Source organism: Paracoccus sp. (in: a-proteobacteria) (assembly GCF_047973135.1).
GTDB lineage: Bacteria > Pseudomonadota > Alphaproteobacteria > Rhodobacterales > Rhodobacteraceae > Paracoccus.
The window spans coordinates 1-15,604 of sequence record NZ_JBKEBL010000007.1; the positions used below are offsets into that span (position 1 = coordinate 1).

General features: G+C 64.4%; 14 protein-coding genes. 1 reads left to right on the plus strand and 13 read right to left on the minus strand.

Annotated elements, in window-relative coordinates:
* From ACK5L9_RS00350 to ACK5L9_RS00385, 8 genes are all read right to left on the minus strand, one after another.
* Positions 1 to 1,257, minus strand: a 1,257-nt coding sequence (locus tag ACK5L9_RS00350; RefSeq protein ID WP_416909459.1) for an Rne/Rng family ribonuclease, incomplete at its 3' end; no start/stop codon positions are given.
* Between the two features lie 631 nt (positions 1,258 to 1,888).
* Complete coding sequence (locus ACK5L9_RS00355) at positions 1,889 to 3,319, minus strand: cobyric acid synthase (RefSeq protein ID WP_416909460.1); 1,431 nt, start codon at positions 3,317 to 3,319, stop codon at positions 1,889 to 1,891.
* Positions 3,320 to 3,378: 59 nt separating this feature from the next.
* Positions 3,379 to 4,146, minus strand: a complete 768-nt coding sequence (locus ACK5L9_RS00360) for an SDR family NAD(P)-dependent oxidoreductase (RefSeq protein ID WP_416909461.1) — start codon at positions 4,144 to 4,146, stop codon at positions 3,379 to 3,381.
* Positions 4,147 to 4,164: 18 nt separating this feature from the next.
* Positions 4,165 to 5,052, minus strand: a complete 888-nt coding sequence (locus ACK5L9_RS00365) for a MurR/RpiR family transcriptional regulator (RefSeq protein ID WP_416909462.1) — start codon at positions 5,050 to 5,052, stop codon at positions 4,165 to 4,167.
* Between the two features lie 15 nt (positions 5,053 to 5,067).
* The gene (locus ACK5L9_RS00370) at positions 5,068 to 5,889 is read right to left on the minus strand and encodes an MBL fold metallo-hydrolase (RefSeq protein ID WP_416909463.1); all 822 of its coding nucleotides are present in this window, start codon (positions 5,887 to 5,889) and stop codon (positions 5,068 to 5,070) included.
* Positions 5,879 to 6,814 carry an NAD(P)-dependent oxidoreductase gene (locus ACK5L9_RS00375; RefSeq protein WP_416909464.1) on the minus strand — a complete coding sequence of 312 codons (936 nt, stop codon included), beginning with the start codon at positions 6,812 to 6,814 and terminating at the stop codon, positions 5,879 to 5,881. The genes ACK5L9_RS00370 and ACK5L9_RS00375 overlap by 11 nt, the downstream gene beginning before the upstream one ends.
* Positions 6,814 to 7,770 carry a shikimate dehydrogenase family protein gene (locus ACK5L9_RS00380; RefSeq protein WP_416909465.1) on the minus strand — a complete coding sequence of 319 codons (957 nt, stop codon included), beginning with the start codon at positions 7,768 to 7,770 and terminating at the stop codon, positions 6,814 to 6,816. Before ACK5L9_RS00380 ends, ACK5L9_RS00375 begins: the two co-directional genes overlap by 1 nt.
* Positions 7,767 to 8,399, minus strand: a complete 633-nt coding sequence (locus ACK5L9_RS00385) for a glucose-6-phosphate isomerase (protein WP_416909466.1) — start codon at positions 8,397 to 8,399, stop codon at positions 7,767 to 7,769. Before ACK5L9_RS00385 ends, ACK5L9_RS00380 begins: the two co-directional genes overlap by 4 nt.
* A 182-nt stretch (positions 8,400 to 8,581) precedes the next feature.
* Here ACK5L9_RS00385 and ACK5L9_RS00390 point away from each other — a divergent pair, with 182 nt between their 5' ends.
* Positions 8,582 to 10,075 (plus strand): xylulokinase, encoded by a 1,494-nt coding sequence (locus ACK5L9_RS00390; protein ID WP_416909467.1) that lies wholly within the window; start codon positions 8,582 to 8,584, stop codon positions 10,073 to 10,075.
* Here ACK5L9_RS00390 and ACK5L9_RS00395 read toward each other — a convergent pair.
* From ACK5L9_RS00395 to ACK5L9_RS00415, 5 genes are all read right to left on the minus strand, one after another.
* Entirely contained in the window at positions 10,027 to 10,839 is an 813-nt protein-coding gene (locus ACK5L9_RS00395) for an ATP-binding cassette domain-containing protein (RefSeq protein WP_416909468.1), read from the minus strand. The genes ACK5L9_RS00390 and ACK5L9_RS00395 overlap by 49 nt on opposite strands.
* Positions 10,836 to 11,876, minus strand: coding sequence for an ABC transporter permease (locus ACK5L9_RS00400; RefSeq protein ID WP_416909469.1), 1,041 nt, complete (start codon positions 11,874 to 11,876; stop codon positions 10,836 to 10,838). Before ACK5L9_RS00400 ends, ACK5L9_RS00395 begins: the two co-directional genes overlap by 4 nt.
* Before the next feature lie 59 nt (positions 11,877 to 11,935).
* Positions 11,936 to 12,952 carry a sugar ABC transporter substrate-binding protein gene (locus ACK5L9_RS00405; RefSeq protein ID WP_416909470.1) on the minus strand — a complete coding sequence of 339 codons (1,017 nt, stop codon included), beginning with the start codon at positions 12,950 to 12,952 and terminating at the stop codon, positions 11,936 to 11,938.
* Positions 12,953 to 12,994: 42 nt separating this feature from the next.
* A complete protein-coding gene (locus ACK5L9_RS00410; RefSeq protein WP_416909471.1) occupies positions 12,995 to 13,738 on the minus strand; it encodes an SDR family NAD(P)-dependent oxidoreductase in 744 nt (247 codons plus the stop codon).
* Between the two features lie 595 nt (positions 13,739 to 14,333).
* A complete protein-coding gene (locus ACK5L9_RS00415; protein WP_416909472.1) occupies positions 14,334 to 15,515 on the minus strand; it encodes an acetyl-CoA C-acyltransferase family protein in 1,182 nt (393 codons plus the stop codon).
* Positions 15,516 to 15,604 lie beyond the last annotated feature (89 nt).

Genomic DNA, 15,604 nt, shown 5'->3' on the forward strand with positions numbered 1-15,604 from the left:
CGTGTCCTCGATCGAGCCTTCCTTTGTCGACCGCCCCGAGTTCACGTCGATGGCGACCAGCGCCTCGGTAACGCCGATGACGATAAATCCACCTGATATCAACTGGACGACCGGGTTGAACAAGCCGCCAAGATCGCTTTCGACCTGATAGCGCGCGAAAAGCCGCATCGGATCGGGAGTGTGTGTTACGGTCTTGGCGTGGGACGGCATGATCATCTTCATGAAGTCCTTGGCGGTGCGATAGCCGCGCTCGCCCTCGACCAGAACCTCGTCGATCTCTTTGGAATAGAGGTCGCGGATCGAGCGCTTGATCAGGTCGCCTTCCTCATAGATCGGCGCGGGCGCGACCGATTTGAACGTGACGTCGCGGATTTGTTCCCACAGGCGCAGCAGATATTCGTAATCGCGGCGGATTTCGGTCTTGGTCCGCTGGCTGCCAGCGGTGCGGATGATCAGGCCCGCGCCCCTTGGCACGTCCATTTCCCCGGCAATGTCCTTCAGCTTCTTGCGGTCGGCGGCGTTGGTGATCTTGCGGCTGATCCCGCCGCCGCGCGCGGTATTGGGCATCAGCACGCAGTAACGCCCGGCCAGCGACAGATAGGTGGTCAGCGCCGCGCCCTTGTTTCCGCGTTCTTCCTTGACCACCTGCACCAGCATGATCTGCCGGACCTTGATAACCTCTTGAATCTTGTAGCGGCGGGCGCGCGGCTTTTTGGGCACGCGAATTTCCTCGGTCACATCCTCTTCGGCAACCGATTCGATGCTGTCATCCCGGTCTGCGGCGTCCGAGGGTGAATCGTCGTCAGCCTCGGGGGTCTGCTCGCCGTTGGCAACGGCGTCCGCATCCTCGCCTGCCGTCTCTGCCAGGGCTTCGGCGCTGACCGTTTCGTCCCCGTTTTGCGCCTTTTCGGCCCGCGCAGACCTGCGTTTCTTGCCGCGTGTGGCCTCTTCGGCCTCGATCGCCTCGGAGTAGGCCTGTTCCTCGGCGATCAGCGCCTCGCGGTCGGCTGCGGGGATCTGATAATAATCCGGGTGGATTTCCGCAAAGGCCAGAAAACCGTGCCGGTTTCCGCCATAATCCACAAAGGCCGCCTGCAACGAGGGTTCGACCCGCGTGACCTTGGCCAGATAGATGTTCCCCGAGATCTGGCGCTTGTTTACAGTCTCGAAATCAAATTCTTCGACCCGCGTTCCGTCCACCACAACCACCCGAGTTTCCTCGGCATGGGTGGCATCTATAAGCATTTTTTTTGCCATTGATGATTCTTCCGCGCAGGCCGGCGCCGGGCGGCGCAAGTGGCATCGTCCGGGACGGGCTGCGGCATGATTGGCGCGCGGACGCATGCACGGCGACGGAACAGACAACGGCGGGGCCTGACCCCTGCCCGTTTCGTCCTGCTCTGTTCACCGCGCGCGTCATCGCGTCTGTTCCTTAGAAAGACCCAAGCCGCCAACCGGCAGCCGGGCCGCTATCCGACATCGCCCCCGTGCGGTTCTTCGCGCCTGAGGCAGAGTTTTCCGCGTGACACTTGCGGCCCGTCGCTATCGGATCGGGGCCAGAGGTGCCGCGCTGCGAAACTGATGGCACCAGATCAACCCAAGATTGAGAAGCCTGGCGCATGGTTACAACATAGTGGCGGTTGATGGGCAAATTCAATGCCGAAAACGGTTTTCCCCGAAATCCTCGCCGGAAAATGACATCCGCTAACTGTGGCGCGGTCGGCCAATATGTGCGGCATCGGATGCCCGACCGGTATGGTATTGAAATATATATTAGAAATTTCGACTCCGGAATTGCATTGCGGCCTCTGAACAGTCTGGTTTCGGGTTCGGCGGTGCCTGTCTCTGATCGCTTGCGAGGGTTTCCGGCCCGGTTATTTGTGCATTCTTATTGCGCCAGCTTCAGCATGGCCGGAACGTCCAGATATGTCTCAAGATGAACGGCCAGATCGTCCAGCGTCTGATCGACCCCCGATTCATGGCCCGGCTGCGAGGCCACGCCCAGCCGCGCCAGATAGGCCGCGCGAAAGCCGTCATCGGCGAACAGACCGTGCAGATAGGTACCCGCAACCCTTCCGCTGACGCTGATCGCGCCGTCCGGGCAGGGGATATGGGCGAAGGGGCGGGCACAGTCGGGGCCGGTGCTGCGGCCCATGTGAATCTCGTATCCGGTGGCGGGCTGACCAAGCGCGGTGCCGGTTACGCGTGTCAGCGTTTTGTCGGTGGCCATGTCGGTGTCGATCCGCAAAAGACCCAGCCCCGGAACCTCGCCCGCAATGCCGTCGCTGCCCAGAGGATCGCGGATCACCCTGCCCAGCATCTGATAACCACCGCAGATCCCCAGCACATGCCCGCCGCGCCGGACATGTGCGGCCAGATCGACATCCCAGCCCTGTGCGCGCAGAAAGGCCAGATCGCCCAGTGTCGATTTGCTGCCGGGCAGGATCACCAGATCCGCATCGCCGGGGATCGGCTGGCCCGCGCGCAGCATGGTCAGGCGCAGGCCGGGCTCGGCGGCCAGAGGGTCCAGATCGTCGAAATTCGCGATCCGCGACAGGGTCAGGCAGACGACATGCAGGCCCCCTTCGCCCGAGCCGCGCAGATCCAGCGCATCCTCGGCAGGCAGGCGATGCGCCCCCGCGAACCACGGCACCACGCCAAACCCGCGCCAGCCGGTCCTGTCGGCGATCAGCCGATAGCCATCGTCGAACAGGGCCGGATCGCCGCGGAACTTGTTTATCAGAAAACCCCGGATCATCGCGGCGTCCTGCGGGTCCAGCACCGCCTGCGTGCCAATCATCTGGGCGATCACCCCGCCCCGGTCTATATCGCCCGCCAGAATCACCGGCACCCCCGCCGCCCGCGCAAAGCCCATGTTGGCGATGTCGCGGGGGCGCAGGTTGACCTCGGCCGGGCTACCCGCACCTTCGACAATCACCAGATCATGCGCCGCGGTCAGGCGGTTGAAACTGTCCAGAACCCCGGCCATCAGCCGCCCCTTCAGCGCCGCATAATCCCGCGCCGCCGCCCGTCCGATGGCCCGCCCCTGCAAGATCACCTGCGCGCCAGTATCGGTTTCGGGCTTCAGCAGCACCGGGTTCATGTCGGTGGCGGGCGGCAAGCCACAGGCCCGCGCCTGCAAGGCCTGCGCGCGACCGATCTCGCCCCCGTCGGCTGTCACGGCGGCATTGTTCGACATGTTCTGCGGCTTGAAAGGCGCGACCGACAGGCCCCGCCGCCGCGCCGCGCGGCACAGCCCGGCCACAAGCAGCGACTTGCCGACATTCGACCCTGTGCCCTGAATCATGAAGCTGCCCATCCGGGCGACCTAACCGCCAAAGCGCATCGCCGCAAGACGGCGGGCGATGCCCCTGCCCGTCACCAGCAGACATAACCCCCATCGGCCACCACGATCGACCCGGTCATCAGGCTGGCCGCATCGCCGGCAAGGAACAGCACGACCGAGGCGATCTCGTCCGGGCGGCCCATCCGGCCCATGGGCGTGCCGCCAATCCAGTGACGGTGCATTTCCGGGTCGTCCTGGACATACCGGGTCAGCTCGGTCTCGATATAGGTTGGCGCGACCGCGTTCACCCTGACACCGCGCCCCGCCCACTCAGCGGCGAGAGAGCGGGTCAGATGATGCACGGCGGCCTTGGACGCGTTGTAATTCGCCTGTTCCTGCGGGCGGTTCACGATCAACGCCGACATCGAGCCGATATTGACGATGGATCCGCCGCCGCGCGCCAGCATATCGCGGCCAAAGGCGCGGCAGCAGGCGAAAACTCCGTTCAGGTTGACGTCGATCACCTTGTCCCAGACATCATCCGCCATCGTCTCGGCCGGTTCGTTCGAGATGGCAATGCCCGCGTTATTCACCAGAATATCCAGCCCGCCCTGTTCCGCAACCCGCGCCGCGCAGGCATTCACCGCCTCCCGGTCGGTCACATCCAGGGCTGCGGCCTCGGCGGAATGGCCCTTGTCGCGCAGCGCCTGTGCAGTGGGACCGGCGGCATCGCCCAGATCGGTCAGGATGACATGCGCCCCTGCCTCGCACAGCGCCTCGGCGATGGCGGCACCAATGCCGCGCGCGGCCCCGGTGACAAGCGCGCGGCGGCCCTTCAGGCTGAATTTCTCAAGATACATCGCTTACCTCCCATAATGTCAGGACGAACCCCCGCCCAAAGGCCCCCCGCGCATCTGCGCCAGCCGCGATTTCATCCTTGCAATGCGGTCGCGATGGGCCTCGTCGCGGCGCAGGCTGACGGCAGTGGACAGAATGTCCACGATCACCAGATGCGACAGACGCGACACCGTCGGCGTGTACAGATCGGTGTTTTCCAGCGTTTCGGCGATCAGGTGTATATCGCAGTGATCCAGCATCGGGCCGGGGTGGCCGCTGATGCCGATTGTCGTCGCCCCGTTCGCGCGCGCGACCCGCATCGAGGACACTACCTCGCGCGTCATCCCGGTATTCGAGATCCCGACCGCGACATCGCCGGGGCCCAGCATCTCGGCAGTCATGTACATCTGATGCGCATCGGTCGGCGCGCCGCAGGGGGCACCGAACAGCGGAAATTTCTGCTGCGCATCGCGGGCCACGATACCCGATGCGCCAAAGCCGAAAAACTCGATCCGCCGCGCCCGCGCCAGCACTTCGACCGCCCTGCGGATCGCGCCCTGATCCAGCTTGCTTTGCGCCCAGTTCAGGTTGGACAGGTTATAATCGAAAATCTTGGTGATGATCGTGCCCAGATCGTCATCCGCCGTGATCGCCGTATGCGAGGTGGTGCGCGCGAAGGCCAGCGAATGCGCCAGCTTGACGCGTAGATCGCGAAATCCCTCGCATCCGATGGCGGTGCAGAAACGGATGACCGTGGGTTCGCTGACGCCAGCCTCGCGCGCCAGTGTCGCAAGGGTCATCGACAGCACCTCGGCGGGCCGGTCCAGCACCACCCGCGCCACGCGCCGGTCAGATTTGCGCAGCCCCTCTTCCATCCGGACGATGGTTTCCAGCAGGTTGTCGTCGATTGCGTGCGCGCTTTGATCCATGCAGATTCCTGTCCCTCAGATCACGATCCTGAGGTAATCTCCTGCTGTCGGGCAGAGGATGACGGGCGGCGTGCGGCGTGACGCAGCAGCCGCGTCGATCCGGGTCGGATCAATGGTGTTGAAATCGAACATACCGAAGTGATGGGGCACAAGAAAGGCACAATCCCGCGCCAGCGCAATGGCCTCGGGCAGGGTGAAATTCCCCGGAACCCCATCCGCCAGCCGCTGCGCATCGCGCCCGTTGACGGGCAGCAGCGCGATGTCGGGGGCAAAGGCGGCGATCCGGACGGCAAGACCGTCAAAGGGCACGCAATCGCCCGAGTGATAGATTTTCACACCCCCCGCCGCGATCCCGTAACCCAGAAAGGGGTGCCGGCCTTCGGAGTCGGGGTCCAGTTCCTCATGCGCCGCCGGAAAAACCCGTACCGTCAACCCCTCCAGCGGTTCCAACACCTCATCCGCGTCCACCGCCAGCAGCCGCGCCGCCGCCCCGATCCTGTCGCGCGCCACATCCTGACGTGCAGCGGGCACGACAACGGGCAGTCCGGAAAAGCGCGCCGCCAGCGGCCCCAGCGTGTCGGGATCCATGTGGTCGGTATGGGCATGGGTAATCAGCACCAGATCGGGGCGCGGCAGATCCGCAACCGTGACCGGCGGCGGCATCATTCGCCGGTGCGGGTGCTTCCGGCCCGCATATTTCAGCGCCAGACTGTCGGACAGATAGGGGTCGATCAGGATCCGGTGCGCGCCGGTCTCGATCCAGAAACCCGCCTGACCCAGCCAGAAGATGCCGGGACTGCCGGGTTCGGGAAAGCCGCTGGCGCGCTCAAGTCTCATGCAGCACCAGAACATCCAGCAGGGCCTCGACAGCACATTCGGTCGAACGGGCAACGGATTCCCGCGTGAAACCGCCGATATGGGTCGTTGTGATGGTCCGCGCATGGCGCAAAAGCGGGGTCATTCGGGGCGGCTCGGTCGGGAAAACATCGGTCGCATAAGCGGCAACCTGTCCGCTGTCCAGCGCCGCCAGCAGGCTGGCCTCATCGACCAGACCGGCGCGGGCGGTGTTGACCAGAACCGCGCCGGGGGCCAGCGCCGCCAGCTCGGGCGAACCCAGCAGCGGGCGGCCGTCCTCTGGCATCGGCGCGTGCAGGCTGACCACCTGCGCACCCGCCAGCGTCTCTGCCAAAGAGGCGCGCAGAAAGCCCGGATGCACGACGCGATCCGCCGGGGCAAAGGGGTCGAACCCGCGAACCCGCGCGCCAAGGGCAAGGCAAAAGCCCGCAAAATCCGCGCCGATGGCACCAAGGCCGACGACGCCGATTTCCGCCCTGTGAATCTCGGTCCCGATGCGGCGCGGCCAGCCGCCCTGTTGCAAGCCCAGATGCGTCGGCACGATGTCACGCAGCCCGGCCAGCGCCAGCGACAGCGCCAGTTCGGCCACGCCGCGCGCATTCGCACCCTCGGCCCGGCACAGCGCAATTCCGCGCCGCCGGATCGCCGCCAGCGGCAGGTTGTCCACTCCGGTGCCGTTGCGGCTGATGACGCGCAGGTCGCGGGCGGCAGCCAGCACGGCCTCGGACACCGGCTCGACCCCGGCCAGCCAGCCAACGCAGCCCGGCACCGCCGCCAGCAGATCGGCCTCGGATGGCGTCGCACCGGGCGTTGGCATGACCAGCCCGAACCCCGCCCCGGTCAGCCGATCCAGCGCAGGATGGCCAGATCCGGATAGCGAACGGGGCGTGATCAGGATATCCGGCATCAGCCCCGCCCCGTCGCCCGCGCAGCAATCCGCGCGATTTCGTCAAAGCGCGGCCCAAAGGCCGGAATCGCGACGCCGAACACCTCGGCGATGACCTGCGTCCAGCCATGGATGAAATAGGTCCAGCCATCCTCGACCCGCAGGCCCCTGCCCTGCTGCTGCGCCCGCGCCTGATCCAGAAAGACCAGATCACCGCGATAGTTCAGTTCCCAGACGATGCCGCCCCTGGGAAACCGCGCGTCGGGCCCAAGCGGCGATCCGGGCGCGTCTTTGCCCAGCCCCGTAGCGTTGACGACCAGCGATCCGGGGGCCAGCCCGGTCATCACCCGGTCATTGTCCTGCGGCGCCGGGGCCAGCACATAATCGCAGGGGATATCGCTGCCGATCTGCTGGTGAATCCGGCGGATATGGTCAAGGCGCGGCTGGCTGCGATTGGTCACGACGATGCGGCGCGGACGATCCGCCCCGCGCGCGGCCTGCATCAGATGCCATGTCAGCGCGATGGTCGATCCTCCCGCGCCCATCGACATGACCTCGGCCCCGGTCCGGACAAAATGGTCCGGTGGAAGAAAGCCGTCCAGCGCAAGCCCCGATGAAACCGGATCCTTGGCATGGCAGATCAGCCTGCCATCGCGTTTCGACAAACAGGATGTTTCCGCCATCAGCAGGGCCAGCGGGTCGATATGATCCATCATGTCGTGGCAGGCCGCATACAAATCCAGCTTGTGCGTCGTGACCAGCGCGCCCAGCGACAGGGGATCGCGCTTGAGGAAATCGACCACGGCACGATAGTTTGTCACCGTATCATGCGGCACAAGGTCGATCCCGCGGATTTGCACATCGCCCAACCCCAGATATGCGGCCCATTCCGGAAAGACCTTCATGATCGAGGATTGCGCGGTGGTCACGCCGATGAAATGGAATGTCGGTTTCGCGGCAGGCAGCAGGTTCATCATGTCCGCGCCCCGTCCGAAGTGCCATGCACGCGCGCGATCTCGTCGGCGCCGCGGGGGCGGTAATCGCGGTTCGGTACGGCCTTCCAGCCCGCGCCATCCGCCACAATACGGCTGGCCATTCCGCCGGAATTTTCGATGATCTGGTAATCCTGCCCGGAATCGCAGGGATAGCAAAAGCTCATGACCAGTGGATCGGCCCCGGTATTGACCGAGCGGTGGATCCACATCGGCGGCACATAGACCAGCACGCGGGGCATGATCTCAAGGATGCGGGTCTCGCCCTCGGGGGTTTCCATCAGCATGAGGCCCGTCCCGCTTTCGCCGTAATAGGTTTCCGGGCGATTGGCACGGGCGTGGATATGACCACGCGTCATGAAGTATTCATCGCCGATCCGCCCCGGCTCCATCCAGGTCGTGCCAAAGATCAGGTCGCCACGATCTTGCGCCGGGCGGGTCTCGTGTACGCGATAGACCACCCGATCCGCCTGCGCCTCAAGCGCGCGGGCAAAGGCGTTGGCATCGGCGTAAATCCCGGCAAGATCGCCCAGCCGCTTGTCATAACGTCCGGTCGCACCGCTCATCCCGCCCGAGGCGGGGTCGATTCGATGGGAGGTGGGATAGTGATACATCTGATCCTCGCATTCGGTAGTCAAACTACAATATAGCGCATTCATTGGCAATGCGGTTTCTTGATTTCGGTGGTTTTCTTGCGATATTCCGGAATGAGCCGCCAAATAAAGTAGTCTAACTACATTTTATGTTGAAGCCTCTCTGCGCCTGCGCCATGCTGCGATCAAGGGGGATCGACCGGATGACCACGCGCGACCTGTATCTTGCCGTCGATGTCGGCACCGGCGGACTGCGGTCCGCGCTGGTGGACCGCAACGGACGTATTCTGGCCTTTTCGCATAAGGAACACGAACAGATCGTGCCGCAGTTCGGCTGGTCGGAACAGCGCCCGGCAGATTGGTGGGACGGCACTGTCCTGACCATCCGCGCAGTGCTGGGCAAGGTGCCCGATGCCGCGCGCCGGGTGGCGGCGATATGTACCTGCGGGCAAATGCACGGAACGGTGCTGATCGACGATGACGGGAACCTGACCCGCGATGCCGCGCCTCTGTGGAACGACAAGCGCACCGCGCCGCAGGTCGCGGCCTTTAACGCCCGTGTGCCCCCGGATCAGGTTCTGCCCGTCGCGGCCAATGTCCCGGCGACGGCCTGGCCCGCCTTCAAGCTGGCCTGGATCGCCGCGAACGATCCCGAGGCGCTGGCCCGGTCCTCGGCGGTGCTGATGCCGAAGGACTGGATCAACTTCCGCCTGACCGGCCTGCGCGCGCAGGATTACACCGAGGCGTCGCTGAGCTTTCTGATGGAGTGGCAGTCCCGGCAATGGTCTGACCGGCTGTGCGAACTGACCGGGGTTCCGCGCGCGCTGCTGCCGCCCCTGCACGCACCGGGCGATGTCCTGGGGCCGCTGCTGCCCGATATCGCGGCGGATCTGGGCCTGCCTGCCGGGATCCCGGTACTGGTCGGCGCGGGGGATTACCCCATGGCGCTGATCGGTTCGGGTGTAATCCGGAGCGGCATGGGGTCAGACGTCACGGGAACCTCGACCATTATCACGCTGATGCATGACAAGGCCGTCATCGACCCCGAGATTTCCAACGTGTTGTCCGCGAATGGCGTCTGGGGGGCAATGACCCTGCTGGACGCGGGCGGCGATGCAGTGCGATGGGCGCGCCGCGCCTTTCACCAGAACGAACGCAGCTATAACCAGATCGCCGGGGATGCGGGCCGCGCGCCGGTCGGGGCGCAAAAGCTGTTTTTCCTGCCCTATCTGTCGGGCGAAAGGTTCCGGCCCGAATCGCGCGCGCAGTTCTTCGGGCTGACGGCAGCGCATGGCTTGCCCGATCTGCATCGCGCCGTGCTGGAGGGCGTAGCCTTTTCCGTGCGGCAAAAGCTGGACGGGTTGCAGGCCGGACAGGGCCGCCCGGACCGGATTGTCGCGGCCAGCGGCGGGGCGAAAAACGCATTGTGGCTGAAGATCAAGGCCAGCATGTATGGCGTGCCCTATCTGGTCCCCGAGGAACTGGAATGCGGCGTGGTAGGCGCGGCGATGCTGATGGCGGCCAGCACCGGCGACACGCCCGATCTGGGCACCGCCGCCGCGCGCATGGTCCGCTTTACCGACGAAATCCTGCCCGATCCCGCCTGGGCCGACGTCTATGACCGGATGATGCCGATCTTTGCGCAGCTTTATGACGCCGCGACGCCATTCTGGGACGCACTGGACAAACTGGACTGATGATCTTCCGGTGTCAGCGCGCCGGTCATCAGCGCCACCGCATCCGACATCGAACAGCTTTGCGGCGTGACGATGCACAGCCGCTTGCCGAGGCGGTGAATATGGATCCGGTCGGCGATTTCGAACACATGCGGCATGTTGTGCGAGATCAGCACGATGGGCAGCCCCCGCCCCTTAAGGTCCAGGATCAGGTCCAGCACGCGCCGCGATTCCTTGACCCCCAATGCGGCGGTCGGTTCGTCAAGGATGATCACCTGCGACCCGAATGCCGCCGCCCGCGCCACCGCGATCCCCTGCCGTTGCCCGCCTGACAGGGTCTCGACCGGCTGGTTGATGTTCTGGATCGTCATCAGCCCCAATTCATTCAGCTTTTCGCGGGCAAAGACCCGCATCCGGGGCCAGTCCAGCATCCGCAGCACCGACCCGGCAAGACCGGGTCTGCGCAATTCGCGGCCCATGAACATGTTGTCGGTGATCGACAGCGCGGGCGACATGGCAAGGTTCTGATAGACCGTCTCGATCCCGGCGCGCTGCGCGTCCTTGGTCGAATGGAACTGCACCGGCCCTCCCTGAAACCGGATCTCGCCCGAATCGGGCCGGACGGCCCCGGACAGCGCCTTGATCAAGGACGACTTGCCCGCCCCGTTATCGCCGATAACGGCCAGAATCTCGCCCGGATACAGGTCGAAATCCGCGCCATCCATCGCGACCACATGGCCATAGCGCTTGACCAGCGCGCGCGCCTGAAGGATTGGCTGGGTCATGACGTCACCTTTCTGATCCACTGATCGACCGCGACCGCCGCGATGATCAGCACACCGATCATCAGATAGGTCCATTGCGCATCCGCGCCCAGAAGGCGCAGCCCCAGCGTGAACACGCCTACGATCAGCGCGCCGAACAGCGTGCCCAGAATGGACCCGCGCCCGCCAAACAACGAAATGCCGCCGATCACCACCGCCGTGATGCTTTCGATATTGGCCTGCTGCCCGACATTGGGCGACACCGATCCGATGCGCCCGATCATCACCCAGCCCGCAAAGGCGCAGATCAGCCCCGCCAGCGCATAGACCGAGATCAGCGTCCCGCGCACATTCACGCCCGACAGTTCCGCCGCGGCCGGATCGTCGCCGACAGCATAGACATGCCGCCCCCAGGCCGTGTGCCGCAGCACAAAGGCCAGCACAAAGACCAGCCCGATCATGAACAGCGTCCCCAAGGTGAAGTCGGTGCCCGCGATCTTCAGCTTGGCACCGAACAATTGCAGGATCGGAGCCTCGGCCGAAATATCCTGCGACCGGATCGTCTCGTTCCGGGAATACAGGAAATTCGCGGCCATCAGCACCTGCCACATCCCCAGTGTGACGATAAAGGGCGGCAACCGCATCATCGCCACCAGCACGCCGTTGATCAGCCCGAACAGCGTGCCCGCCGACAGCCCGCACAGCATCGCCAGACCGGGCGGCAGACCATAGCGAAAGGTGAACTGCCCCATGATGACCGAGCTCAGCACCATGATCGCGCCGACGCTCAGGTCAATTCCCGCCGTGATGATCACCAGACTTTGCGCCGCGCCGACAATGCCGACGATGGCAACCTGTTGCAGGATCAGCGTCATGGCCAGCGGCGAAAAGAAGCGCGGCCCGATCAGGATGCCGAACATCACCACCGATGCCAGCAGGACAAGCAGCGGAACCAGCGAGGGATTGCTGTGCAGCAGATGGTGCAAACGCTCAAGAACCGACCGGCCCGCACCATGCCTGAAGCTGCCGGCATCGGCCGGCCTGTCTGAAGAATTCATTGCTCATGCCCCCAAAATGGCGCGAAATCGGGGGAAGGCGTGCCCCTCCCCCGTACGGGTCAGCCCCAGCAGAGTTCGGCACCCTTGACCGTGTCGATGGATTCGATCCCCTCGACCGGCTTGTCCGTGACCAGCATCGTGCCCGTGTCAAAGAAATCCATGCCCTCGGTCGGCTCGGGCTTGTTGCCGGTTTCGGCAAATTCCTTGATCGCGTCGATGCCAAGCTGGGTCATCCGCATCGGATATTGCTGCGTCGTCGCGCCGATCACGCCCTCGGCCACGTTCTTGACCCCCGGACATCCGCCGTCGATGGACACCAGCAGCACATCCTTTTCGCGCCCCACGGCCTTGAGCGCCTCATAGGCACCCGCCGCCGCCGGTTCGTTGATCGTATAGACGACATTCAGGTCCGGATCGATCTGCAACAAGGTCTCCATCGCCTGACGACCGCCCTCTTCCGCGCCATTGCTGAAGGCATGGCCGACGATGCGGGCGTCATCCTCGTCGCCGATGACAACCGGGTTCTTCACGTCGATGCCAAAGCCCTGCATGAAGCCCTGATCGCGCAGGTAATCGACGGCAACCTGAGTGGCGTTCAGATCGACAAAGGCGATCCGCGCCTCGGCGGCCTTGTCGCCAAGCTGTGCGGCTGCCCATTGGCCGATCAGCTCGCCGGCCTTGAAATTGTCAGTGGCAAAGGTTGCATCCGCCGCATCCACCGGATCCAGCGGAGAATCCAGCGTGATGAACAGGATGCCCGCCTGACGCGCCTCTTCGACCTTTGGCACGATGGCGGCGCTGTCATTGGGCGACATCAGAATGCCGTCCACACCGTCGAACATGCAGGTCTCGATGGCGGCGACCTGGGCTTCGTGATCGCCGTCATATTTGCCGGCAAAGGTCTTGAGTTCCATCCCCAGCTCTGCCGCCCGCGCCACCGCGCCCTCGCGCATCTTGGCAAAGAACGGGTTGCTGTCGGTCTTGGTGATCAGGCAGGCGCTAAGATCGGCCGCAAGGGCCGGAGAAAGCGCCGCGCAAAACCCAAGGGCGGCCACGGATGTCAGGATGTGTTTCATATTTTCCTCCTCTGTTGAATGTTCTGCGATGGTGCTGGCGGCTCAGCCAGTGTGATAGCCGCCATCCACGGGCAGCACCGCGCCAGTGACGAACGCCGCCGCGTCCGAGGCCAGAAACAGCGTCGGCCCCACCAGATCCCCGGTTGTGCCCCAGCGTTTCGCCGCCGCCCGCTGCGCGATCCTTTCGGCGGCTTCGGGGTCGGACCAAAGCGGTTTGGTCATCAGCGTCTTGTGATAACCCGGTGCGATGGCGTTCACACGGATGCCGTCAGCCCCCCATTGATGCGCCAGCGCCCGCGTCAGCCCCATGATCCCGGTTTTCGAGGCAGTATATGAAGGCACTGTCGGATCGGCCAGATAGGACAGCATGGATGCCACATTCACGATATTCCCGCCCCGCGCCCTCAGCCCCGGATGGGCCGCCCGCGCCAGCCGCATCGCGCTGTTAAGGTTGATGTCCATCACGTCGAGGAATGTCTCTTCGGTCCATTCGTCATCGGGCCTCGCAATGCCCTGACAGTTCACCAACACATCCAGTTCGCCAAGCCGCGCGAATCGTTCCCGGACGGCATCGTTGTCGCGCACGTCAAGTTGCTCGAATGTCAGGTTCGGCCTCACATGCTGCTGCGCCTCGGCCACCCGCGCCCCGGATCCGCCCGAGGCTATGACGGTCGCGCCACAATCGGCAAAGCCCTGCGCCAGCGCCAGCCCGATCCCGCCGGTTCCGCCCGACAGCATGACCGTCCGGCCCGCAAAGGCATCGCCGAAGATCTGTTGATGTCCCATGATGTTCCCCCTCTGACAGCGCGCCCTGAGGGCCTTTCCGCATAGCGCTTGAATGTACGAAAACTACCTTTTTATCTGGAATCCCGCGTATATCCCTTGCGTATCCCGCCATAACGCCGCTTCTCCGGTGTGTTTAAGTAGTTTAACTACTAATTTTGTCTCTGGTCAACAAAAGCCGTCCGACCAGTGGAAACCCCGCCCAAGGTCAGGCCGTCTTGTCCGGTTTCAGGGATGTTCTTCGCCGATTACAACAGGCTCAGGGCCAAAAGCCGCAACAGAGAACCAGCCAAAGCTGCTCGCCCGTCATCGCCGCAAGCACCCTGCCGGGCAGGTGTTGGGTAAACGGAAGGGGGGGTGCGGTTCGGGCAAAGCCCGAACCGCGCGCTGCCGCCCGGCCGCGCGCGCGCCTTCGGCGCGCAGTCAGTCTGTGAATGGCAAACCGCGCACCCGGCAGATCAAAACGCCAAAGGCCCGCCAACAGGCACCCCGCCGCAGGCTTATGCAGGGGGTCCGGGGGATGCTATCCCCCCGGCCACCGCGGGACGCAAATCAGCGGCGATGCCTCATAACACCAAAGACGCCCCGCGATGCGGTGTCAGATCCGCTCGATGGCGATGGCAATGCCCTGACCGCCGCCGATGCACATGGTGATCAGGCCCTTGCTGCCACCGGTCCGCTCAAGCTCGTACAGCGTCTTGACGGTGACGATGGCACCGGTGGCACCGACCGGATGACCCATGGCGATCGCGCCGCCATTCGGGTTCACCTTTGCCGGGTCCAGCCCAAGGCTCTTGTTCACGGCCAGGGCCTGCGCGGCAAAGGCCTCGTTCGATTCGATCACGTCGAAATCGCTGGCCTTGAGGCCGGTCTTTTCCAGCAGCTTCTCGATCGCCGGAATAGGGCCGATGCCCATCACCTCGGGGCGTACACCGGCCACGGCATAGCCCAGAATGCGCGCGCGCGGCTTGAGTCCTGCCGCCGCTGCTGCATCGGCCCGCGCCAGCACCAGCGCCGCCGCGCCGTCGTTCAGGCCGCTGGCATTGCCCGCCGTGACCGTGCCGTCCTTCTTGAACACCGGCTTCAGCGCGGCAAGCTGCTCGGCGCTGGTCGCTTTAAGATGCTCGTCCGTGTCAAAGGCGACCATGCCCTTGCGGGACTTGACCTCGATAGGGATGATCTGATCCTTGAAATGCCCCGCCGCAATGGCCGCCGCCGCACGCCGTTGCGATTCCAGCGCGAATGCGTCCTGCTCTTCGCGGGTGATGCCATGTTCGGCGGCGACGTTTTCGGCGGTGATACCCATATGGCCGGTACCCATCGGGCAGTTCAGTGCGCCAGTCAGCATGTCCAGCATCTTCTGGTCGCCCATCTTCGCGCCGAAACGCGCCGACGTCACGGCATAGGGCGCGCGGCTCATGCTTTCAGCGCCGCCCGCGACGGCAAAATCCGCGTCGCCCAAAATCAGCGACTGAGCCGCCGAGACGATGGCCTGTGCGCCCGATCCGCACAACCGGTTCACGTTCATGGCGGGCGTGGTATCCGGCACTCCGGCATCCAGCATGGCCACGCGGCTGACATAGCAGTCGCGGGGTTCGGTGTTGATCACATGGCCAAAGACCACATGACCGACCTGGTCGGGCCTGAGGCCAGCGCGCTCGATTGCAGCCTTGGTGACGGCGGTGGCAAGCTGAATCGGGGTCACACCCGCCAGGCTGCCGCCAAAGGTGCCAATAGCGGTGCGTGCGCCCGACAGGATGACGATTTCATTCTCGGCCATCGGTTTCTCCTTGGATATACGGGTTCCGGGACTCGCCGCGCAGCTTAGCCCCCAATACGCACACCGCAACGCCGGATCGCCGCTTTGCC